Source organism: Streptomyces sp. NPDC048637 (assembly GCF_040650675.1).
Taxonomy (GTDB): domain Bacteria; phylum Actinomycetota; class Actinomycetes; order Streptomycetales; family Streptomycetaceae; genus Streptomyces.
This window is the reverse complement of sequence record NZ_JBEZHQ010000002.1, coordinates 232,602-253,320: the sequence shown is the minus strand read 5'-3', so window position 1 is coordinate 253,320 and position 20,719 is coordinate 232,602. Positions and strand designations below refer to the sequence as shown.

The window sequence follows — 20,719 nt, the reverse complement described above, 5'->3', positions numbered from 1 at the left end:
CACCTGACGCACCGTCAGCAACACTGGCCCGATGCGACGGACAACGACTGTTGCCTCCGCCTCCGCGGCCGTGCTGTGTCTGGGTGTCCTGCTGACCGGCTGCGGGAGCGCGGCAGACACCGGCCATGCCGCGGTGGGCGCGGCAGGCCCCGCCGACGGCCGGGTGCCGAACCATGCCGTACCGCCCAAGAACGGCGTCGAGCTGACGCCGCTGGACGGTGACGGGGACCGTGGACGGCACAGCAGCGGCCGAGACGGAAGTGTCGGCGGCAGTGGTAGCGACAGTGGCAGTGGCAGGGAGAGCGGCCGGCCCGGTGCTGGGGCGGCCACCGGCTCCGGCAAGGGGAACGCGGCCGACGGGGTACGGACGTCCGGCAGGCCCGGCGCATCCGGTGCCCGGCCCGGCTCCTCCGCGTCCCCCGCGGGAGCGCACCCCGGCCACGGCGGCGGCACCACGCCCCCGTCATCACCGGGCTCGCCCGATGCCCCCTCGCACCCCGGCGATCCCAGCCCGCCGCACGGCTCCCCCGCCCCCGAACCGCCCTCTCCCACCCTCCCGTCCGGCCCGGACACCCCCGACGGCCTGCTGATCGGCACGCCCGGCCGGTTCGGCACCGACGTCCGCTGGTGCGAGCGGGTCACCCTCGACTTCCTCAACACCGGTGACCGGCCCGTCACCGCCGGCACGGTCACCTTCGGGACCCACATCATCGGCGCCCTCGGCATCGACTGGGCCACGGTCACGTCCACCCACAAGCTTCCGCTGCCGCTCGCCCCGGGGAGGAAGAAGGCCGGCAGCTGGCGGGTGTGCGTGGACGGCTGGCGGGTGCCGGCGGGCATGCACATCGACACCAAGGACGTGACCTTCACCTGGAAGTGAGGCCGCCGGGACGGGCCGCCGGGGCCCCTGGGCTCGCGACCGGGGCCCGCGGCCGGGCCGCGAAAACACCGTCCCTGAATAGCGATGACTTCCGAGCGGTGCGACGGTCTATAGAGGCACAAACGCAGCCACCGGCCGCGAACCGTCTCAGGGAGCAGACCATGCCCAAGATCATCCCCAACCTCTGGTTCGACACCCAAGGCAAGGAAGCCGCCGACTTCTACTGCTCGGTGTTCCCGAACTCGAAGATCAAGACCGTCACCTTTTACAACGAGGCGGGCCCGCGGCCGGTCGGCACCGTGCTGACGGTGGAGTTCGAGCTCGACGGCCAGGAGTACCTCGCGATCAACGGCGGCCCGGAGTTCACCTTCAGTGAGGCGATCTCACTGATGATCAACTGCGCCGACCAGGACGAGATCGACTACTACTGGGCCAAGCTCTCCGAGGGCGGCGAAGAGGGCCCCTGCGGCTGGCTGAAGGACAAGTACGGGCTGTCCTGGCAGGTGGCCCCCGGCGGTATGGCGGAGCTGCTCAACGACCCGGACCAGGAGCGCGCAGCCCGCGCCATGAAGGCCATGTTCGGCATGAAGAAGATCGATATCGCCGCGCTCCAGGCAGCCGCCGACGAGGCCTAGGCGGCCGCCTTCCGGCGACTACCCGCGCGTCACGGGAGTCCCGGACCGATCGTGGCCCGGGACTCGTCGGCGCTCCCCGGACTAGCGGGCCCACGACTACCGCGCCCCGGGCCCACGACCCGCGGCCCACCATCCGCGGCCCACTGCCACCGCAGGCCCGAGGGAATCAGGACCGGCTGGGATTCCGTCCGGTCCGTATCGGGCGCGGGGCGGGGCTGTGGCGCATGTCCACCTCGCGCAGGGCCCGGGTGGCCGCGTTCACGGCCGCGGGGGAGGCCTCGGCGAAGACGGCCTCGTGGGCGTCGGCGTTGGCGCGGACGGCGCGCTCGGCCGTCCGCACCCCGTCCGGGGTCAGCCGGATCATGGTGCTCCGGCCGTCGTCCGGTGAAGGCTCGCGGCGGACGAGGCCACGGTCGGCGAGGTGGTTGACGACGTTGCTGATGCCGCCGGAGGAGAGCAGCAGGGCACGGGCCAGTTCGTTCGGCTTCATACGGTACGGCTCGCCCGCCCGGCGCAGGGCGACCAGGATGTCGAACTCGGCGACGGTCAGGCCGAGTTCGGGCAGCACACCACGGGTGGCCTGGTCCAGGGCGCGGGCGAGCTGGGCTATGCGTTTCGAGAGCTCCGTGGTCGGGCGGAGCACGTCCGGCAGCTCGGTGTGCCAGGCGTCCATCAGCGCGTCGACGGGGTCAGGTCGCGGTCCGGGTGGTGCAGTCACGTCGGCAGGATAGATCAGCACCATGATAGCTTTCTATAAAGCTTTCTTCCGAACGTGTAGAGGGTGACTTGCCATGGGAATCGAGCGCCACCACTCACCGCGCCTGCTTCTGCGCGGCGGCCTGGTCATCGACACCGCCCCCCACCCCGTCGTCCACCCGCACACCGATGTACTCGTCGAGGAGGGCCGGATCGCCGCCGTGGGCCGCGGGCTGCCCTTCGACGAGACCGACGCCGGCCTGGAAGTGGTCGACGCCCGCGATCTGATCGTGCTGCCCGGCTTCGTCGACACCCACCGGCACCTGTGGCAGGCCGTACTGCGCTCCGCCGCGGTCGACGAGAGCCTCGACAGCTATCTCGGCCGGATCCTCGGCGACCTCTCCGGCCGCTTCACACCGGCCGATGTGTACACCGGCAATCTCCTCGGCGCGCTGGAGTGCCTGGACGCGGGGATCACCACCGTGCAGGACTTCTCCCATGTGCAGTACTCCCCGGAGCACTGCACGGCAGCCGTGGAGGCGCTGCGGGAGGCGGGCATCCGCGCCGTCTTCGGCTACGGCTACCCCGTCTTCGACGACACCGCCCGGCAGGCCGACTGGGTACGGCGGGCCCGCACCGACCACTTCGCCGCAGGCGACGGCCTGGTCACCATGGCGCTGGCCCCGGTCGGCCCCTCCTTCACCCCGCCGGAGACCGTACGGGAGGACTGGCTGCTCGCCCGCGAGCTGGAGCTGCCGCTCGCCGTCCACGTGAACGCCGGGCCGGTGGCACAGTGGCCGATCGCCGCGCTGCAGGAGCAGGGCCTGCTCCGCTCCGAGACCCTGTACGTGCACGGCAACGCACTGCCCGACTCCGAGTTGCGGCTGATCGCCGAGTCCGGCGGCGCGGTGGCGATCACGCCGGCGATCGAGGCCTCGATGCGCTTCGGCGCGCCGATGGCGGGCCGGCTGCGCCGGGCGGGCATCCCCACGGGACTGGGCGCGGACGCGGTGACCTCGGCGCCGGGCGACATGTTCTCGCTGATGCGGGCCACGCTGATGAGCAGCCACTTCGACGGTGACGGCGAGACGGGGACCCCCACGATCAAGGCGGCCGATGTACTCCGGATGGCCACCGCGGAGGGAGCCGAGGCCCTCGGCCTGGCCGACGAGGTGGGCTCCCTGGGCGTCGGCAAGCGCGCCGACCTCGTGCTGCTGCGCGCCGACGCCCTCAACCTCGCCCCGGTCGCCCACGATCCGATCGGAGCCGTGGTGACCGCCGCCCATCCCGGGAACGTCGACACGGTCCTCGTGGACGGACGCCCGGTCAAGCGCGCGGGACAGCTGGTCCACGGGCAGCTGGGCGACGTACTGGCCACGGCACACCGGACGGCGGAGCGACTGGTGGGCGCGGGCTGAGCCCGCCGCCCGTTTGGGGGCCCGGAGCGCCGGGCCCCATACGGGGAGCCGCACGGCGAGGCCGGCGCCCCTCGGCTTCGGTGGGCCACTCGCGCACCCCTTACAGATCTGACCCAATTTCAGGCAGAACCGCCTGGTGAGATCCCCTCCAACGCCCTCCTGTCCACCCCTCCTACGGTATGCATGTACGGCGCACTGGTCATGCGCATGGCCATGCGCGGAGAGGGATCGAACACAACGGGGGGCACCAGTGGGTGACATACGGGTGGACACGGCGAAGGTCCGCAGCACCGGCGATGACATGAAGGCGCTGTCGAGCGACACCCAACGGCGACTGTCACACAGCCTCGACAGCTCTCAGGACGTCTACTTCGACGCCATGTTCTGGAAGTCCGGAAACGCTGTGGAGTCGTGCCGCACCGCCTGGCAGGACCACATGATCGAGCTCGCCAAGAGGATGGGCGAACTGGGGCAGCGGCTGCAGGACTCCGCCGACGGCTACGACGCCGCGGACCAGGAAGCGGTCGCACGGCTGAGGGCCGGTGTGAAGGACCTGGGGAGGCACTGACCGTGGTCACGTATTCGGACCTCATCAGCGCCCACCCCCGGAAGTGGAAGGACGCCGCGGACGACTGGGCGGCGCTGGCGAAGTACGCGCTGAACGCCGCGAACGACGTACGCGAGCAGGGAGCCAAGCCCCTCGCCGACAACTGGGCCGACGAGCTCGGCGCGGCGGCGGCCGGCGACTTCGTGAAGCTGGCGAATCAACTGGAGTCGGCGTACGACTTGTTGCTCAGCGTCAAAATGGTCATGGAAGGCATGCACACCAGCCTGGACACGGCGATGAGCCTCGCATGCCAGATCACCGACCTCTCCCGGGCCCACGACCTTCCCGTGGGCGATGACGGCATGCCGCTGGAGTGCCCCGCCCCGAACGCGGGCGCGGACAAGCAGCAGGCGTACAACGACATCGTCGCCCTGCGCGAACAGGCCCTGCGGCAGGCGACGGAAGCGGACGAAAAGACAGCGGCCGAGCTGTACCGGCTGGCAGGCACGGTCGGCATCAGCGACCCGGACAAGGCCCTCAAAGAGCAGAACCGCGCCTCGCATGTCGAGATGGACATGCTCGCCGCCGACATCCCGAAGGCGAACACCGACCCGGCCGCGGTACGTGCCTGGTGGAACAGCCTGAGCGAGAAGCAGCAGTACGACATGATGCGCGCCGAGCCCGTAAAACTCGCGCAGCTGGACGGCATTCCCGAGAGCACGAAGCGTGAAATGCGCGGAACGGATGGGAAGTTCGACCGGGTGAAGATGGTGGAGTACGCGCTGGAGAACTGGAACAAGCAGGATCCGATCCAGTTCGACAACAACTGCACCAACTTCGTCTCCCAGGCGCTGGACCACGCGGGCATGCAGAAAAAGATCGACCCTTGGTCAGGGGCCCGGGGCGACGACACATGGGGAAATACCGGCGGCATCGGCATCGACTCGATCGACACGAAGCTGTACTACTCCAAGACCTGGGCCGGAGCCGAGAACCAGCAGAACATCATGCTCAAGCACGGTGGGGAGGAAGTCCCCCAGTCCCAGGCGCGGCCCGGCGACATCATCTACTACGAGCAGCAGGGGCCCGACGCCGAGAACGAGCGTGGCAACACCCACCACGCCGCCGTCGTCACGGCCGTGATGCCGGACGGCGAGGTCAAGTACACCCAGCACCAAGACTCTTACCAGAACGTGAGTCTGCAGGGCCGGGTCCCGGCAACGGAGAAGGCCGAAGGGCAGCAGAACATCCGCATCGTTCGCCCGCACCCGGATTGGTACTGACAGTGACGACCGAAGCGAGACCGCAACCCGCGACGCCGGCACCACGTCCCTCGGGACGCTGGGCGATGATGATCCTCTCCGTGCCGTTGCTCTCGGCGGCGGCAATCGTCGGCTTCTTTGCGTCGGTGTCACTCTCCAACGGACACCATGAATTCCAGTCGGCGGCCTGCCGTTACACATTGCTGCCGTGGACGAACTTCGCCGCCGCTTACGGCGGCCTGGTGGCGGCCGCCCTCGCGGTGACCGTCCACCTGCTGATGTTCCGGTCCGCACGACGTGCCGGGCAGGACCCCAGTCGTGGCTGGCAGAGCATGGTTTCGACGCTCTTCTTCGCTATCGCCTGCCTCATGGTCCTGCTGACGGCCGGAATGGTGGTCGTGGCCCATATGGACGCCGCCGAGGCAGCCGCGAACATCGGGAAGACGCTGTGTGAGGGCTAGGACCTGACGCGCCCCTGGAATCAGAACGCGAGTTTGCAAGGCCGTCTCCCGGCAGTGGAGAAGGGCGAGGGACAGGCAGCGGGTGCGTATCGTCCGCCCACACCCGGATCGGTACTGATGACTGACACCTCAACCAGCACCCGGCGCTCCCTACTGCTGGTCCCGCTGTTCGCGCTACTCGGCGTGGGCGGTCTCAGTGCGTACAGCAAGGCTGACGACGCGCATATCGCCGCGGAGTGGGCACACTGCGGTGACCTCCCGCTGACCTGGCAGATCTACCTCAGCGCCTACGGCGCGCTGGCCTGCGGGATGCTCGCTTTCGCACTGTTCTGGTGGCTTGCCAGGCGCGCCGGGCGGCGCGACACATGGGTGGGCGACAGCTGGCCGGGCAAGCTCGCGATTGCCGCCCTCGTCGTTGACGTCCCACTGGTGGCACTGCAGTTCATCGCGGTCTGGTACCTGTACCAGCCGTCGCCCGGTGGGCCCATCAGCTGCGTCTAGCAGGGTGTCGCAGGTGCACCGTGGCGGCCCCGTCATGGCGCTGGAAGCCACGAGGGGCGCGAAAGATGGATCGCGTCAGGCGCCCGGTCGCCGCTCCGTGCCTCAGGAGTCGTCGGAGGACCGGGCCGCCGCTTTGAGGATTTCGGCGGCGTTCCGCGAGACGAACGAACCCATGCCGGGTTCGGTGTAGATCAGCCCCTCGGAACGCAGTCCGCGGTGGACCTTTTGGCCCGTGGTCGTGGCGATGCCGAACTCCTCCAGCATCTCGACCACAGACGGGACGCGCGTTCCGGGCGGGTAGGTGCCGTCGGCAATGCGCTGGCGGATCACGTCGGCGACCTGCCGCCACCGAGGCCGGTCCGGTGCAAATTCGATCACGTGAACAAGGTAGGCACGCCACACCATGGCAGGCGAGAGGTACTAAGGGGCGCTAAGAGGTGCCATGGGGTACCAGGCTGCACGAGACTCGATGCCGCAAAGACCCCGGCGGGTGCGCCAACACCCCCGGGGCACGGCCAACGCCGTTCAAGGAGCGTCGACATGCAAAACCCTATGCGCAGCCTCCTCGCCCGGTTAAGGCAGCGCCGGACTCGCCCCGCCCCCACCGTCACATGCCGGCCACAACGGCTGCCCCGCCAGCCCCTCCTCCCCCACCGCCCCGAATCCCCCCTCGACGGCGAGGCCACCCGCCTCGTGCGTCCCTACCTCCTGGCGCACGAGCGCCAAGAGGCGCGGCGCGAGGGGGCGTTCCTGCGTGGGATGGCGGTCGCCTCATGAGCGGCGGGATGCGGCTGCTGCCCTGGAACGGGCCGGACGGGCAGCGTTGTTACCTCTCCAGCGATGAGAGCGGCGGGTATCTGTCGCAGCTCGCTGATGACATGGAAGAGGCTCAGCTCGGCACCGGCGAGGAGCTGCTCCAGCACACGGCTGCGCTGCTGAACGGGCCAGCGGAGGCGACCGCCCGGGAACTCCGGTTCTGCGTCCACAGGCCGTGTGAAGCGCTTCGGGACGCGCTGCGGATCGCGGAGAGCAGGGGCGGGCGGGTGACGTAACCAGCAGGAAGAAGGATCAGAGGCCCGACGCATGACGTAACCGGCGGGCAGAAAGATCAAGGGCCCGGCATCGTGATGCCGGGCCCCGTGCGTTGCGGAGATGTTCAGGAGAGCGCCAGCCACGCCGCGCCCGCGACGACCAGGAGGGCGACGATCACGCCGACGATGACGCCCACGCGGGGGCCGGACGACTGCTGCGGGGCCGGGGCGCGGCGGCCGCCGGTCTGCGGGGTGCCGCCCTCGTCCACGAAGGCGCGGAACATCTGCGTGCTGCCCGCCGGGTCGTAGTTGCCGCCGGCCTGGTTCTGCGGGTTGGTCGCCATGGGGAAGGACCCTAGCGAACCGGGCGCGGAGCGGCACCCTTGGGGCGCGTGCGCAGCGCCCCGGGGGGCGCCTACGGAGCGGGCATCGGCCGCGTACGGGGTGTGGGCGAGGGTGCGGGCGGGTCGTCTGGGGGTGACCCGCTACCGGCCGGTATCGACCCGGTGGCTGCCACACCTCCCCGACCTGCGGCTTTACGGTCACGCCGAGGCCATTGACCAATCCCCTGCCCAGACTTTTGGCTCCCTTTACTTCAAGCCTGGACGAATCGTTTGCCTTCAGCAACCAACATTGCTTATGGTTGCCCCAAGCAACAAAAGATGCGAAGAGTGCGAAGAGTGCGAACGATCGCTTGGAGGAGTCGGTGGCCGCTCAGCGTCAGTACGAGGAGCTGGCCAGGCAACTCAGTGCCATCGGTGCCGTCAAGCGCGAGATGGGGCGGATGCTGCCCCAGGACTGCCCGCCCGCGTCGGCGGGTGTGCTCACCCTTCTCGACCGGCACGGTGAGATGCGGATGAGTCAGCTCGCCGAGCTGCTCGCGATCGACATGTCGGTGACCAGCCGGCATGTCGCCCATGCCGCCGAGCGCGGCTGGATCGAGCGGAAGCCCGATCCGGCGGACAAGCGGTCGCGGCTGCTGCGCCTGACCCCGAGCGGCACCGCGCTCCTGGCGGAGCTCGCCGAGCGCTACACGGCCGCGCTCGCCCGGTACTTGGACGACTGGAGCGACGCCGACGTCGGGCACCTCATCGAACTCCTCGCCAGGCTCCGCACGAGCTTCGGCGACTGCCGCACCCGGGCGCATCACGACTCCACCACCCGTACACCCGCAGGATGAAAAGGAACTACATGGCTACGACCACACCAGCCGGTGTGCGGGGCGGCCACGCCAAGCATGGAGGCGGACAGCACGCCTCCGACGGGGCCCCGATGACGCACCGTCAGATCATGGAGGCGCTGTCCGGGCTGCTGCTCGGTATGTTCGTCGCCATTCTGTCGTCGACGATCGTGTCCAACGCGCTGCCCGAGATCATTCATGACCTCGACGGCGGCCAGAGCGCCTACACCTGGGTCGTCACCGCTTCGCTGCTCGCGATGACCGCGACCACCCCGCTGTGGGGCAAGCTCTCCGATCTGTTCAGCAAGAAGCTGCTGGTGCAGTTCGCGCTGGTCATCTATGTCGCGGGCTCGGTCGTCGCCGGTCTCTCGCAGAACACCGCCATGCTGATCGCCTGCCGTGTGGTGCAGGGCATAGGCGTGGGCGGTCTGTCCGCCCTGGCCCAGATCGTCATGGCCGCCATGATCTCGCCGCGGGAGCGCGGCCGTTACAGCGGCTACCTCGGTGCCACCTTCGCCGTCGCCACCGTCGGCGGCCCGCTGCTCGGCGGCGTCATCACCGACACCGACTGGCTCGGCTGGCGCTGGTGCTTCTACGTCGGCGTCCCGTTCGCCGTCATCGCGCTGATCGTACTGCAGAAGACCCTGAAGCTCCCCGTGGTGAAGCGCGAGGGCGTCAAGGTCGACTGGGCGGGCGCGTTCTTCATCAGCGCGGCGGTCTCGCTGCTGCTGGTGTGGGTGACGCTGGCCGGTGACAAGTACGACTGGATGTCGTGGCAGACCGCCGCGATGGTCGGCGGCGCGGTCGTGCTCGGCGCGGTCTTCGTCTTCGTCGAGACCAAGGCCAAGGAGCCGATCATCCCGTTGCGGCTGTTCCGCAACAAGACGATCACTCTGGCCTCGCTGGCCTCGCTGTTCGTCGGTATCGCGATGTTCGCGGGCACCGTCTTCTTCAGCCAGTACTTCCAGCTGGCACGCGGCGAGTCGCCGACGATGTCCGGGGTCCTGACGATTCCGATGATCGGCGGCCTGTTCGTCTCGTCGACCGTCTCGGGCCAGATCATCACCAAGACCGGCAAGTGGAAGGCGTGGCTGGTCAGTGGCGGTGTGCTGGTGACCGCGGGACTCGGCCTGCTGGGCACCATCCGCTACGACACCGAGTACTGGCACATCGCGATCTTCATGGCCCTGATGGGTCTGGGCATCGGCATGATGATGCAGAACCTGGTGCTCGCCACGCAGAACCAGGTGGCTCCCGAGGACCTCGGCTCCGCCTCGTCCGTCGTGACCTTCTTCCGCTCCCTCGGTGGTGCGGTGGGCGTCTCGGCCCTCGGTGCGGTGCTCGCCAACCGCGTCACCCACTACGTCAAGGACGGCCTGGCCGACCTCGGCCCCAAGGCCGCCAAGGCCGCCGCCCACGGCGCCGGCAACAGCGGCGGCGGCATCCCCGACCTGGACGCCCTCCCGGCGCCGCTGCGCACCGTCATGGAGAGCGCCTACGGCCACGGTGTCGCCGATGTCTTCCTGTACGCGGCGCCCTGCGCGCTGCTCGCCTTCCTCTTCACCCTGTTCATCAAGGAGGTCGCGTTGAAGACGCGTGGCGGACTGGCCCAGAGCTCGCAGGACGCACCGGCCGTGGCCGCCCCGTCGGCCGCCTCGTCGGAGGCCGGGCGCAGCGCGGCCGTCATCCCGGCGCAGGCCGAGGAGCGGGAGCCCGCCCTGGTGGGCGCCGCACCGGTGCCCTCGGACGACGAGGCGCACACGCCCTCCTGGGCGCAGCCGGCCGCAGCCACGGCCACCCAGCCGCTGGCGGCGTACGCCTCGGCCGGCGGCGGGGACACCACCCCGGCCGGGTCCGCGGTCCACGGCTTCGTCCGTAACGCCGAGGGCAGCCCCGTACCGCGCTCCGCGGTGACGCTGATCTCGCTGAGCGGGCGGCAGCTGGGCCGCGCGGTCGCCCAGGCCAACGGCTCGTACGCGCTCGACGCCCCAGGCGCCGGTTCGTACGTCCTGATCGCGGCGGCCGACGGCCACCAGCCGCAGGCGTCCACGGTCGTCATCGGCGACCAGCCGCACGCCTACGACATCCTGCTCAGCGGCACCAGCGGCCTCGGCGGCCAGGTCCGCAGCGCCGCCACCGGCGCGCCGGTCGACGGGGCGATGGTCGTCGTCACCGACGTCCGCGGCGAGGTGCTGGCCACCGGAAAGACCGGCGCCGAGGGGCACTTCACCTTCGACGAGCTGGCGCCCGGCACCTTCACCGTCGCCGTGAACGCCCCGAACCACCGTCCGGCCGCACTGCCCGTCGAGATCGGCGGCCAGGGCACCACCCGGATCGAGGTCGAGCTGCTGTCCGGCGCGCGGGTGCAGGGCATCGTGCGGGCCGGTGCGCACCGCCGGCCGCTGCCCGACGCACGGGTCACGCTGGTGGACGCGGCGGGCAATGTCGTGGCCACCTCGACGACCGGGGAGGACGGCGCCTACGCCTTCACCGACCTGGACGCCGGCGACTACACCGTCATCGCGAGCGGCTACCCGCCCGTCGCCACCGGCCTCGCGGTCGAGGCACGCGGGGTCGACGGCTACGACGTCGAGCTCGCCCACCCCGGGGACTGAAAACCCCCGGGCCCGGGGATCTCACCCGGGAGCAATACCCCGGTCCGGGGCGCGTGTTGAGCGGAGACGCGCCCCGGACCGGACCCAAGGGCTCCGGCGGCGGCGCTGCGCACAGGCAGGGGACGGCCTGCACGCCGCCGTCCGGAGCCCGAGCACTTCCCACGCTCTCGGTTTCTCCCCCGCGCCCGGCTCCGGCCGGGCGGGAGAACCCCCGCGAGCAGGGGACACCCACCAGGCAACAAACGGGAGAGGCAATGACTTCGACGGGCGCGGGAGCTGCGGGACTGAGGGCGCAGGTCCGCACACGGGACGGCTGGGCGGTCCAGCACGCCGTACTGACCGTCACCGACATGACCGGCGCGCAGGTGCTGCGGGCCGCGGCGGACGGCGAAGGCACCATCCGCAGCGCGCAGCCGCTGCCGGCCGGCCCGTACACGGTCATCGTGACGGCCGTCGGCTACGCACCGGTCGCCGCCAGCGCGATCGTGACGGCCAGCGGCCGGATGGACGTGGGCAGTGTCGTCCTGGCGCGACAGGGCGGGGCGGAGCTGCCGCCGCCCGGTGTCTGGACCATCGACCCGATGCACTCGACGGTGGCCGCGGTCGCCCAGCACCTGGGGATCTCCAGCGTGCACGGCCGGTTCACCGAGTTCAGCGGCCGGATCGAGATCGCCGAGGACCTGCACACCTCGCGGGTCGAGGCGGCCATCAAGGCTGCCTCCATCGACACCGGCAACGGGATGCGCGACGGCCATCTGCGCTCCGAGGACTTCCTGAACGTCGAGGAGTACCCGGAGATCACCTACCGCAGTTCGGGCCTGTCGGCGGACGGCCCGGACCGCTGGACGGTGCACGGTGAGCTGTCGCTGCACGGTGTCGTCCGGCCGGTGGACCTCGATCTGAGCTACCTCGGCACCGGCCCGGACCCCTGGGGCGGGGTGCGCGCGGCCTTCCGCGCCACCGCCGAACTGCGCCGCGAGGACTTCAAGATGAACTACAACCAGGTCGTGGCGGCCGGTATCGCGGCCATCGGGACCACCCTGAAGGTCGAGCTGGACATCCAGGCCGTGCAAGGGGAGAGCCTGCCGATGGGGTGAGGCCGTCCGGCCTCACCCGGGCAGCCCACGCCGGTCGGTCCCCCGGCCGGTCACGTCGGCCCCCTGACCGGTCGCGTCAGTCCCCCCGCCCCCCCGCCGGTCGCGTCAGTCCGGGAGCCCAAGGGCCCGGGGCGTCGTCGTGCGGGTCGGTCCCCCGGCCGGTCGCGTCAGTCCGCCGGCCGGTCGCGCATCGCCTCGATGCCTGCGATCTGCAGGTCGAGCGCGAACGCAAAGTCGCGGTCGCGCATCTCCCGTACGGTGGTCCCGCCGCGGGCCTCCATGACCCTGGTGGTGTTCTCCAGCGTCTCCGCGAACTCCGGACGGCTGGAGACCGCGGTCATCACCTGTTGGAAGTACTCGTCGACGGGCAGCCCCGCCTCCGCGCAACGGTCGTTGAACAGGCCCTCGATGGTGGCGAAGCCGTACACGAACTGGAAGACGGCGGACAGCCCGCCGGTGATCTGCTGCAGCGACAGCCCGCTCTCCTTCATCACCCGCAAGCTGGCGTTGGAGAAGGCGATCGAGTGCGGGCCGACGTTGATGTACGTGCCCAGCAACCGGGCCACCCAGGCGTGGCCGGTCAGCAGGGTGCGGTATTCGCCGGCCAGTGAGCGCAGATGGTCCCGCCAGTCCCGGTCGGTGTCGGCCTCGTCCGGCAGCTGCATCTCGCCCATGACGCTGTCCAGGGCGAGTTCCAGCAGGTCGTCCTTGGTGTCGACGTACCAGTAGACGGACATCGCGGTGACGCCGAGCTCGGCCGCGAGCCTGCGCATCGAGAATTTTGACAGGCCCTCGGCGTCCAGCAGCCGGACCGTCGCCGCGACGATCTTGTCGAGGTCGAGTCCGGCCGGCTGGTCCGCCCGCCGTTTGAGCGGGGGGCGTTCGGCCAGCCAGACGCTGTTCGGCCGCTTCCTGGCGCGGCCGTCCGTCGCTGCCATGGCGCCCCTCCCTGCCCTGAGCGTCTTCGACGTCATGGTGTCGTCGAAGACGTGTCGTCGTCGGTGTCATCGTCGGTGCACGGCACGTACGGGTGTCATACGTGCCGTCCGTACGTGCCGTTCACGATCACGTACCCGCCGATGCTATTCCGCCGAGGCGGCCGCCGGTTCCGCACCGGAGGGCGTGGCAGGTGCCTCCGTGTCCTGGCCGGTGCGCTCCGCCCGGCGCAGGAGTACGGCGGCGACCAGCCCGCCGAGGAACACCGCGGCCGCGCCGACCAGCTGGCTGGTGCCGATACCGGTGGCGAAGGCGTCGTGCACAGCGGTGCGTTCGGCGTCCGTACGGGTCCTGGCGAGCGCTGCGGGCAGCGAGCCGGCGCCCGCGGCGACCAGCGGCAGGAGCGCGACGAAGCGGGAGTTGAGGACCGCGCCGAGGACGGCGACACCGAGCCCCTGGCCGAACTCCATCAGCGTGCCGTTGACGCCCGCCCCCACTCCGGCCTTGGCCGGCGGGATCGCAGACATGATGGCGTTGGCCATCGTCGGCATGGCGAGCGCGACACCGAAACCCATCACGATCAGACCGGCCAGCATGCCGCCATAGCTGTCGCCGCCGAGCAGCGAGATCGCGGCGAGACCGGCCGCGAGCAGCGACATCCCCGAGACGATCATTCCGGGGGTGCCGAGCTTCGGCAGCAGGCGGGCGCTCAGACCGGTGAAGTTGATCAGTATGACGGTGACGGCGAGCGGTGCCATCCGCAGCCCGGCGTCCAACGGGCCGTAGCCGAGGACCAGTTGCAGATGCTGGGTGAGCAGGAACATCGAGCCGCCCATCCCGAAGGCGACGAGGATGCCGCCGGAGACGGCCCCGATGAAGCGGCGGTTGCGGAAGAAGTGCATGTCCAGCATCGGATACGGGACGCGCAGCTCCCACAGCGCGAAGACCGCGAGGCCGACGATGCCGAGGGCGGCGGAGACCAGCACCCGGCCGGACAGCCAGCCGGTGACCGGCCCGGAGATGATCGCGAAGACCACTCCGACCATGCCGATCATGGACAGCAGGGCACCCAGCAGGTCGGGGCGCTCGCCCGCGCGGCTCTTGGACTCCGGGACGAGGGTGATGACGGCGGCCAGCGCCGCCACCGCGACGGGGAGGTTGACCAGGAACAGCGAACCCCACCAGTAGTGGTCGAGCAGCACCCCGCCGATCAGCGGCCCGGCCGCGAAGCCGAGGGAGTTGACCGAACTCCAGATACCGATCGCCCGGGGCCGCTCCTCGTCGTCGAAGATCTGCATGACGACGGCGAGGGTGGTGGTCATCAGCAGGGCGCCACCGACGCCCATGCCGGCGCGGGCGGCGATGAGCTGGCCGGGTGACTGCGCGAGGGCGGCGCCGAGAGAGGCCAGGCCGAACAGCACCAGGCCGACGGCGAGCATCTTCTTGCGTCCGTAGCGGTCCGCGGAATTGCCCGCGGTGAGCAGCAGACCCGACTGGACCAGCGAATACGCGTTGATCATCCACTGGACGTCGGCGGTGGTGGCGCCCAGGTCGGCGGTGAGGGACGGGATGGCGACATTGAGGACGGTGTTGTCGAGGATGACCGTCAGCTGGGCGATGCAGATGACGGCCAGGATCAGCCAGCGGGCGGCGGTCCGGCCCGGTGGCTGAAGGGTGGTGGTGGCGTCGGAGGCCACGGGGGACATACGGGCTCCCTGTACGGTCGCAAGCGGATGACTTACACCGTACAGGGAGCGTTATACGCCGTACATTTCTTTTCGGTCGACCGGCGGGGCGGGGGCTTCGGAGCGGCTTCGGGGGTGGCTTCGGGGGTGACTTCGGGGGCGCGCCTGCCGGTCCGGGGCGCGCCCCCTGGTCACGGCTGCCCGGTCACGCCTTCCGGGTCAGGTCGTAGAAGGTGGCGCTGCCGACGGTGACCTTCGAGAAGGTCTTCGCCACCCAGGACGTGATCTCCGACGAGCCGCCCCGGCCGCCGCCGGGGCCGCCCTGCCCGCCCGCGAGGAAGTAGTGGATCTTCCCGTCCGCGACATACTCCTTGAACCGGGCCAGGGTCGGCGACGGGTCGCTCCCGTTGAAGCCGCCGATCGCCATCACCGGCTTCCCGGTGGCGAGTTGGTAGCTTGCGGCGTTCTGGGAGCCGATGGCCGCGGCGGCCCAGGTGTAGTCGTCCGCGTCCTTCGACAGCAGCGCCTTGGCCTGCTCGCTCACCTTGGCGCCGTTGAGCAGACCGCCCATACCGCGCATCCGGCCGGTACCGCCCACACCGAAACCGCCCTTGCCACCGGTGAAACCCGGCCGGGCGCCCGGCCTCCCCTGGGTGCCCGGGGAGGGGAACCCCCGGGCCTGGCTGCCGGCCCTCATCCGGCCGCCCGGGAAGCCGCCACCGGGGCCGCCCATACCGCCCCGTACCGAGGGGCCGGCCGTGATGATCGAGCCGCTCTTGGCCGTGTTGACCGTATTGAGCGTGTACGCGACCGGACCCGCCAGCGCCGTCACCACCCCGAGCCCGGCCGCGAGCACCGCGCACCGCCGGCGCGCCCGTACCGGCGTTCCATCCCGTACGGGCGCTCCATCCCGTACGGCCGCTCCGTCCCGTACCCGCGCTCCCTCCCCTACGGGTGCTCCGTCCGCCGTCGCTGCATCCTCCTTCTTCCGTGCTGTCGCTCCCGCCCGTACCGGCAGCAGCAGACCCAGCGCCGCCAGCAGACCGAGCGCCACCACCGTCCAGCGCAGCCACGGCAGCCAGTCGGGCGACCGGTTCAGCAGCACGAACGACCATCCGGCGGTCACCGCGACCGTCCCGGCCAGTACGTACGCGGCGAGCCGTCCGCCGCGCCGCCACAGCAGCGCCGCACCCATCCCGACCAGCGCCGCGATGTACGGGGCCAGCGCGATGTTGTAGTACTGATGGAAGATCCCGGACATGAAGCTGAAGGTCACGAAGGTCATCAGCAGCGCGCCGCCCCACACCAGGAACTCCGCCCGCTGCCCGGCCTGTTCGGCGGCCGAAACCCGCTGACCTGACCGTTCGGCGGGCGAAACCCGCTGACCTGACCGTTCGGCAGCCGACACCGGCTGACCTGCTCGTTCGGCGGCCGACACCGGCTGACCGTCCTGTTCAGTGGCGACCGCCCGCCGCGCCCGCCACAGCACCGCCACCCCCGCGACCAGCAGGATCAGCGCCGCGGGCAGCAGCCACGAGATCTGCCCGCCCATGTCGGACGAGAACAGCCGGGTGATCCCGGTCTCCCCCCAGCCGCCACCGCCGCCAGCACCGTCACCGGGACGGCCACCGCCCCCGCCGACACTCCCGGTCTCGTTGCCGCTGATCCGCCCGAAGCCGTTGTAGCCGAAGGTCAGCTCCAGAAAGCTGTTGTGCTGCGAGCCGCCGATGTACGGGCGCGAGGACGCCGGCCACAGCTCGACGATCGCCACCCACCAGCCACCGGACACCACGATCGCCACCCCGGCGAGCAGCAGCTGGCCGAACCGCCTGCGCAGCGCGACCGGCGCACAGCACGCATAGACCACGGCGAGCGGCGGCAGGATCAGCCACGCCTGGAGCGTCTTGGTGAGGAACCCGAGCCCGAAGCAGACCCCGGCCAGCACCAGCCATGCCGTCCGGCCGCCCTCCAGAGCACGCAGTACGGCGGCGACCGCACAGACCATCAACAGGCACAGCAGCGCATCGGGGTTGTTGAACCGGAACATCAGCGCCGCGACCGGCGTCACCGCCAGCGCCGCGCCCGCGAGCAGCCCCGCGCCCGCGCCGAACCGTCGCCGGACGGCCCCGTAGAGCACCGCGACCGTCGCCACACCCATCAGCACCTCGGGCGCCAGGATCGCCCAGGAGCCGAGCCCGAAGAGCCGTACGGACAGCGCCATCGGCCACAGCGCGGCCGGCGGCTTGTCGACAGTGATGGAGTTCGCCGCGTCGGACGAGCCGAAGAAGAACGCCTTCCAGCTCTCGCTGCCGGCCTGTACGGCGGCCGAGTAGAACTGGTTGGCATACCCGGAGGCGGACAGGCTCCAGAGGTAGAGCACCGCCGTGACCAGCAACAACACCAGAAGTGCGGGCCGCGCCCAGCGCGCTGTCGGCTCCGGTGCCGCGGGCGCCCGGGGATCGGTGACCGACGCCGGCGCGCCCTCCTGTGAGGTGGACGGCGGCTGGGCCGGCGGGCCGGGCCGGTACTGCGGGGTCATCGGGTGCTCCTGGTGAGATCGTTCCGGTCGGAGGAGGGATGCGGCGGGGTGGCGAGGTGCGGCGGGGTGGCGAGGTCGTCCCGTCGCTCGCGGTCCGGGAAGACCCAGGCGCGGAACAGCAGGAACCGCAGCACCGTCGCCGCGAGGTTGGCGGACACCAGCACCGCGAGTTCGGTGCCGTGCGACGGTGTGCCGCTGGCCGCGTCGAGCGCGGCGAGCGAGCCGCTGGTCAGCACCAGCCCGACGGCGAAAACCACCAGCCCCTGGGCCTGATGGCGGACCGCCCGGTCCCGGCCCCGAACCCCGAAGGTCAGCCGCCGGTTGGCGGCCGTATTGGCGAGCGCCGACACCAACAACGCTGCCGCATTGGCCAGTTGGGCGCCCACTCCGAGGCGGAACAGGGAATAGAGGGCGAGATAGAACAGCGTGCTCAGCCCGCCGATGGCACAGAAGCCGACCAGCTGACGGGCCAGCCCGCCGGGCACACCGGCCAGCTCACGGTCCCGCGGATCGTCCCCGAACGGCCGGGCGAGCCGGTCCAGCGGCAGCCCGCCGGCCGCCAGCGCCCGCCCCACCCGCCATACGCCCTTGAGGTCGTCGGTGGCCGTCCGCAGCAGCTGCACGGTGCTGTGGGGGTCGTCGACCCAGTCCACCGGCACCTCGTGGATCCGCAGCCCGGCCCGCTCCGCGAGCACCAGCAGCTCGGTGTCGAAGAACCATCCGGGGTCCTCGATCATCGGCAGCAGCCGCTCGGCGACATCGCCGCGGACGGCCTTGAACCCGCACTGCGCATCGGAGAACCGTGCGGCGAGCGAACCACGCAGGATGAGGTTGTACCCACGCGAGAGGAACTCCCGCTTCGGCCCGCGCACCACCCGTGCGCCACGGCTGAGCCGGGTGCCGATCGCCAGATCCGAGTGCCCGGAGATCAGCGGCGCCACCAGCGGCAGCAGCGCGTTGAGGTCGGTGGACAGATCGACGTCCATATAGGCCAGCACCGGCGCTTCGGAGAGCGACCACACGGTGCGCAGCGCCCGCCCGCGCCCCTTCTGCTCCAGCCGTACCGCGGTGACCTCGTCGAGCGCATCGTCGAGCCGGGCGGCGACCTCCGGGGTCCGGTCCGTGCTCGCGTTGTCGGCGATGGTGATCCGGAAGCCGTACGGGAAGGTGCGGGCGAGGTGCTCGCGCAGCCGCCGCACACAGGGCTCCAGGTCGCGCTCCTCGTTGTAAACGGGGAGCACCACATCGAGGACGATCGCGATCTGGCCGAGCCGCAGATGCTCGCGCGCCGGCAGGGAGCCCAGCGGTGTGCCGGGCGGCTGTTTCGTCGTCATGCGACGACATTCGCCAACCCCGCTGTTACGGCCGTGTGCTGAGCCTGTGTCCGGGCTATGAGTCCGCAGCGGGCGGCGTGACGTGGGGTTTCGTGGGTGCGGGCGAGGGTGTGATCTGGAGATGCGTGGCGGCGGTCGAGGGTGCGGGCGGGCCCGTGGGCGGGACGGGCGGGCCCGCGGGCGGGACGGGCGGGCCCGCGGGCGGTACGGCCGGACTCGCGGGCGGTACGGCCGAGCCTGCGGGCGGTACGGCCGAGCCTGCGGGCGGTACGGCCGAGCCTGCGGGCGGTACGGCCGGGCCCGCGGGCGGTACGGCCGGGCCCGCGGGCGGTGCCTCCCGCCCCGTGGCCGGTGCGTTCCGGCCCGTGGCAGGTGCGCTTCGTCCCATGGCAGGTGCGTTCCGTCCCGCCGCATCCCATGCCGTCGATCCCGCCGCATCCCATGCCGTCGAGGTGGCCGCCGCCGTCGGCAGGGTCACCGTGAAGACCGTCCGCCCCGGCACACTGCCGACCCGGACCGTGCCGCCGTGCGCGGCCACCACCGCCTGCACAATGGCGAGACCGAGCCCCGTGCTGCCGGCGCCGCGCGATCGCGAGGCATCACCCCGGGCGAAGCGCTCGAAGACATGCGGGAGAAGACCCGCCGGAATCCCCGGCCCGTCGTCCTCCACCGCCAGCTGAACGGCCCCGTCGCGAGCGCCGGCAGCGTCTGCGGCGGCCTGCACCCTGGCGGTCACCGTGGTCCCCTCCGGCGTATGCGTACGGGCGTTGGCCAGCAGATTCACCAGGATCTGGTGCAGCCGCCCCGCATCCCCGCACACCATCGCCGGCTCGTCGGGCAGCTCCAGCCGCCACCGGTGGGCGGGCCCGGCCACCCGCGCATCGCTCACCGCATCGACCACCAGCGGCGACAGATCGATGTGCTCGTACGCGAGCGGGCGCCCGGAGTCGAGCCGGGCGAGCAGCAGCAGGTCCTCCACCAGCCCCGTCATCCGCTCCGCCTCCGACTCGATGCGCCCCAGGGCGTGCCGGGTCTCCGGTCCGGGCTGCTCCCGCCCGCGGCGGGTCAGCTCGGCATAGCCGCGGATCGACGCGAGCGGGGTACGCAGCTCATGGCTGGCGTCGGCGACGAACCGCCGTACCCGCGTCTCGCTCTCCTGACGGACCGCGAGCGCCGAACCGACATGCCCCAGCATCCGGTTCAGTGCCGCCCCGACCTGCCCCACTTCCGTCCGCCCGTCCGACTCGGACGCCGGGACCCGGACGTGCAGCGCCACCTCGCCCTGGTGGAGCGGGAGTTCGGAGACCCGGGTGGCGGTCGCGGCAACCCGGCGCAGCGGCCGCAGCGCGATCCCGACCATGGCGGATCCCGCGATCCCGGCCGCGACCAGCCCGGCGACCGTCACACACGCCTCGATGAGGACGAGCGTGCCGACCGTCCTCTGCACATAGCCGAGCGGCAGACCCAGCACCAGAGAGCCGTCCTTGGCGGATGCCACCCGGTAGTCACCGAGTCCGGGCAGCTCGGCGGTGTGCGAGCGGCCGTCCCGCGGCACCGTGTTCAGCGCCGCGACCTGCACACCGGTCAGCTCCGTCAGCCGCTGCTCGGGGAGCCGGCCGGTCGGGTGGTCCAGCTTCGCCCCCTCCTTGACGGTCCCCTCGGGCCCGACCCGCGCGCCCACCGCGCCAAGGGGCTGCCCGCCCATCGCCACAAACTCCAGACCGTCCTGCGTATGCCCCGGTTCATGGGGGCGCGGCATCTGGGCGCGTACCACGAAATCGCGCACCTGCCGGTCCAACTGCCCCTGCATATAGGAGTGCAGCGCGATGGTCGTCACCGTCCCGATGACGGCCCCGACGACGGCGATCAGCGCCACCGCGGACACCACGAGCCGGGTCCGGA

At 71.1% G+C, this 20,719-nt stretch carries 18 protein-coding genes and 1 pseudogene; 11 read left to right on the top strand and 8 right to left on the bottom strand.

Annotation, left to right across the window (positions count from 1 at the left end):
- The first annotated feature begins 31 nt into the window (after positions 1-31).
- Both AB0C46_RS03965 and AB0C46_RS03960 read left to right on the top strand, forming a co-directional pair.
- On the top strand, positions 32-880 hold the full coding sequence (locus tag AB0C46_RS03965) for a hypothetical protein (RefSeq protein WP_362825492.1): 849 nt from the start codon (positions 32-34) through the stop codon (positions 878-880).
- Positions 881-1,041: 161 nt separating this feature from the next.
- Entirely contained in the window at positions 1,042-1,515 is a 474-nt protein-coding gene (locus tag AB0C46_RS03960) for a VOC family protein (RefSeq protein ID WP_362825491.1), read from the top strand.
- Positions 1,516-1,681: 166 nt separating this feature from the next.
- Here AB0C46_RS03960 and AB0C46_RS03955 read toward each other — a convergent pair whose 3' ends face one another.
- Positions 1,682-2,233, bottom strand: a complete 552-nt coding sequence (locus AB0C46_RS03955) for a MarR family transcriptional regulator (RefSeq protein ID WP_362825489.1) — start codon at positions 2,231-2,233, stop codon at positions 1,682-1,684.
- A gap of 73 nt (positions 2,234-2,306) precedes the next feature.
- Here AB0C46_RS03955 and AB0C46_RS03950 point away from each other — a divergent pair, with 73 nt between their 5' ends.
- From AB0C46_RS03950 to AB0C46_RS03930, 5 genes are all read left to right on the top strand, one after another.
- Entirely contained in the window at positions 2,307-3,629 is a 1,323-nt protein-coding gene (locus AB0C46_RS03950) for an amidohydrolase family protein (protein ID WP_362825487.1), read from the top strand.
- A 250-nt stretch (positions 3,630-3,879) separates the two neighbouring features.
- Positions 3,880-4,197, top strand: coding sequence for a type VII secretion target (locus tag AB0C46_RS03945; protein ID WP_362825486.1), 318 nt, complete (start codon positions 3,880-3,882; stop codon positions 4,195-4,197).
- 2 nt (positions 4,198-4,199) lie between these two features.
- Positions 4,200-5,459 carry an amidase domain-containing protein gene (locus tag AB0C46_RS03940; RefSeq protein ID WP_362825484.1) on the top strand — a complete coding sequence of 420 codons (1,260 nt, stop codon included), beginning with the start codon at positions 4,200-4,202 and terminating at the stop codon, positions 5,457-5,459.
- A gap of 80 nt (positions 5,460-5,539) precedes the next feature.
- On the top strand, positions 5,540-5,899 hold the full coding sequence (locus AB0C46_RS03935; RefSeq protein WP_362825483.1) for a hypothetical protein: 360 nt from the start codon (positions 5,540-5,542) through the stop codon (positions 5,897-5,899).
- A 117-nt stretch (positions 5,900-6,016) separates the two neighbouring features.
- Positions 6,017-6,400 carry a hypothetical protein gene (locus AB0C46_RS03930; protein WP_362825481.1) on the top strand — a complete coding sequence of 128 codons (384 nt, stop codon included), beginning with the start codon at positions 6,017-6,019 and terminating at the stop codon, positions 6,398-6,400.
- A gap of 102 nt (positions 6,401-6,502) precedes the next feature.
- On the opposite strand, the gene AB0C46_RS03925 is transcribed toward AB0C46_RS03930, so the two are convergent.
- Entirely contained in the window at positions 6,503-6,778 is a 276-nt protein-coding gene (locus AB0C46_RS03925) for a GntR family transcriptional regulator (RefSeq protein ID WP_362825479.1), read from the bottom strand.
- Positions 6,779-7,173: 395 nt separating this feature from the next.
- Between AB0C46_RS03925 and AB0C46_RS03920 the strand changes: the two genes are divergently transcribed.
- Complete coding sequence (locus AB0C46_RS03920) at positions 7,174-7,452, top strand: hypothetical protein (protein ID WP_362825477.1); 279 nt, start codon at positions 7,174-7,176, stop codon at positions 7,450-7,452.
- A gap of 104 nt (positions 7,453-7,556) precedes the next feature.
- On the opposite strand, the gene AB0C46_RS03915 is transcribed toward AB0C46_RS03920, so the two are convergent.
- On the bottom strand, positions 7,557-7,775 hold the full coding sequence (locus tag AB0C46_RS03915) for a hypothetical protein (protein ID WP_362825476.1): 219 nt from the start codon (positions 7,773-7,775) through the stop codon (positions 7,557-7,559).
- Between the two features lie 362 nt (positions 7,776-8,137).
- Here AB0C46_RS03915 and AB0C46_RS03910 point away from each other — a divergent pair, with 362 nt between their 5' ends.
- The 3 genes from AB0C46_RS03910 (at position 8,138) to AB0C46_RS03900 (ending at position 12,323) form a co-directional block, all read left to right on the top strand.
- Positions 8,138-8,611, top strand: a complete 474-nt coding sequence (locus tag AB0C46_RS03910; protein WP_362825474.1) for a MarR family transcriptional regulator — start codon at positions 8,138-8,140, stop codon at positions 8,609-8,611.
- An 11-nt stretch (positions 8,612-8,622) separates the two neighbouring features.
- Positions 8,623-11,226, top strand: a complete 2,604-nt coding sequence (locus AB0C46_RS03905) for an MFS transporter (RefSeq protein ID WP_362825473.1) — start codon at positions 8,623-8,625, stop codon at positions 11,224-11,226.
- Positions 11,227-11,480: 254 nt separating this feature from the next.
- Complete coding sequence (locus AB0C46_RS03900) at positions 11,481-12,323, top strand: YceI family protein (protein WP_362825471.1); 843 nt, start codon at positions 11,481-11,483, stop codon at positions 12,321-12,323.
- 167 nt (positions 12,324-12,490) lie between these two features.
- Here AB0C46_RS03900 and AB0C46_RS03895 read toward each other — a convergent pair whose 3' ends face one another.
- The 5 genes and pseudogenes from AB0C46_RS03895 to AB0C46_RS03875 form a co-directional block, all read right to left on the bottom strand.
- On the bottom strand, positions 12,491-13,261 hold the full coding sequence (locus AB0C46_RS03895; protein ID WP_362825469.1) for a TetR/AcrR family transcriptional regulator: 771 nt from the start codon (positions 13,259-13,261) through the stop codon (positions 12,491-12,493).
- A 144-nt stretch (positions 13,262-13,405) separates the two neighbouring features.
- Positions 13,406-14,965, bottom strand: coding sequence for an MFS transporter (locus AB0C46_RS03890; RefSeq protein ID WP_362825468.1), 1,560 nt, complete (start codon positions 14,963-14,965; stop codon positions 13,406-13,408).
- Positions 14,966-15,149: 184 nt separating this feature from the next.
- Positions 15,150-17,483, bottom strand: a complete 2,334-nt coding sequence (locus AB0C46_RS03885) for a glycosyltransferase family 39 protein (protein ID WP_362825466.1) — start codon at positions 17,481-17,483, stop codon at positions 15,150-15,152.
- On the bottom strand, positions 17,480-18,817 hold the full coding sequence (locus tag AB0C46_RS03880) for a bifunctional glycosyltransferase family 2/GtrA family protein (protein WP_362825464.1): 1,338 nt from the start codon (positions 18,815-18,817) through the stop codon (positions 17,480-17,482). Before AB0C46_RS03880 ends, AB0C46_RS03885 begins: the two co-directional genes overlap by 4 nt.
- A gap of 466 nt (positions 18,818-19,283) precedes the next feature.
- A pseudogene (locus AB0C46_RS03875) lies at positions 19,284-20,705 on the bottom strand (HAMP domain-containing sensor histidine kinase); the annotation flags it as partial.
- Positions 20,706-20,719 lie beyond the last annotated feature (14 nt).

Excerpts from the sequence above, each read along its gene's own strand:
- AB0C46_RS03930 (WP_362825481.1), top strand. The coding sequence starts at position 6,017 with ATGACTGACACCTCAACCAGCACCCGGCGCTCCCTACTGCTGGTCCCG.
- AB0C46_RS03920 (WP_362825477.1), top strand. The coding sequence starts at position 7,174 with ATGAGCGGCGGGATGCGGCTGCTGCCCTGGAACGGGCCGGACGGGCAG.
- AB0C46_RS03960 (WP_362825491.1), top strand. The coding sequence starts at position 1,042 with ATGCCCAAGATCATCCCCAACCTCTGGTTCGACACCCAAGGCAAGGAA.
- AB0C46_RS03950 (WP_362825487.1), top strand. The coding sequence starts at position 2,307 with ATGGGAATCGAGCGCCACCACTCACCGCGCCTGCTTCTGCGCGGCGGC.
- AB0C46_RS03890 (WP_362825468.1), bottom strand. The coding sequence starts at position 14,965 with ATGTCCCCCGTGGCCTCCGACGCCACCACCACCCTTCAGCCACCGGGC.
- AB0C46_RS03915 (WP_362825476.1), bottom strand. The coding sequence starts at position 7,775 with ATGGCGACCAACCCGCAGAACCAGGCCGGCGGCAACTACGACCCGGCG.
- AB0C46_RS03965 (WP_362825492.1), top strand. The coding sequence starts at position 32 with ATGCGACGGACAACGACTGTTGCCTCCGCCTCCGCGGCCGTGCTGTGT.
- AB0C46_RS03905 (WP_362825473.1), top strand. The coding sequence starts at position 8,623 with ATGGCTACGACCACACCAGCCGGTGTGCGGGGCGGCCACGCCAAGCAT.
- AB0C46_RS03900 (WP_362825471.1), top strand. The coding sequence starts at position 11,481 with ATGACTTCGACGGGCGCGGGAGCTGCGGGACTGAGGGCGCAGGTCCGC.
- AB0C46_RS03885 (WP_362825466.1), bottom strand. The coding sequence starts at position 17,483 with ATGACCCCGCAGTACCGGCCCGGCCCGCCGGCCCAGCCGCCGTCCACC.
- AB0C46_RS03895 (WP_362825469.1), bottom strand. The coding sequence starts at position 13,261 with ATGGCAGCGACGGACGGCCGCGCCAGGAAGCGGCCGAACAGCGTCTGG.
- AB0C46_RS03880 (WP_362825464.1), bottom strand. The coding sequence starts at position 18,817 with ATGACGACGAAACAGCCGCCCGGCACACCGCTGGGCTCCCTGCCGGCG.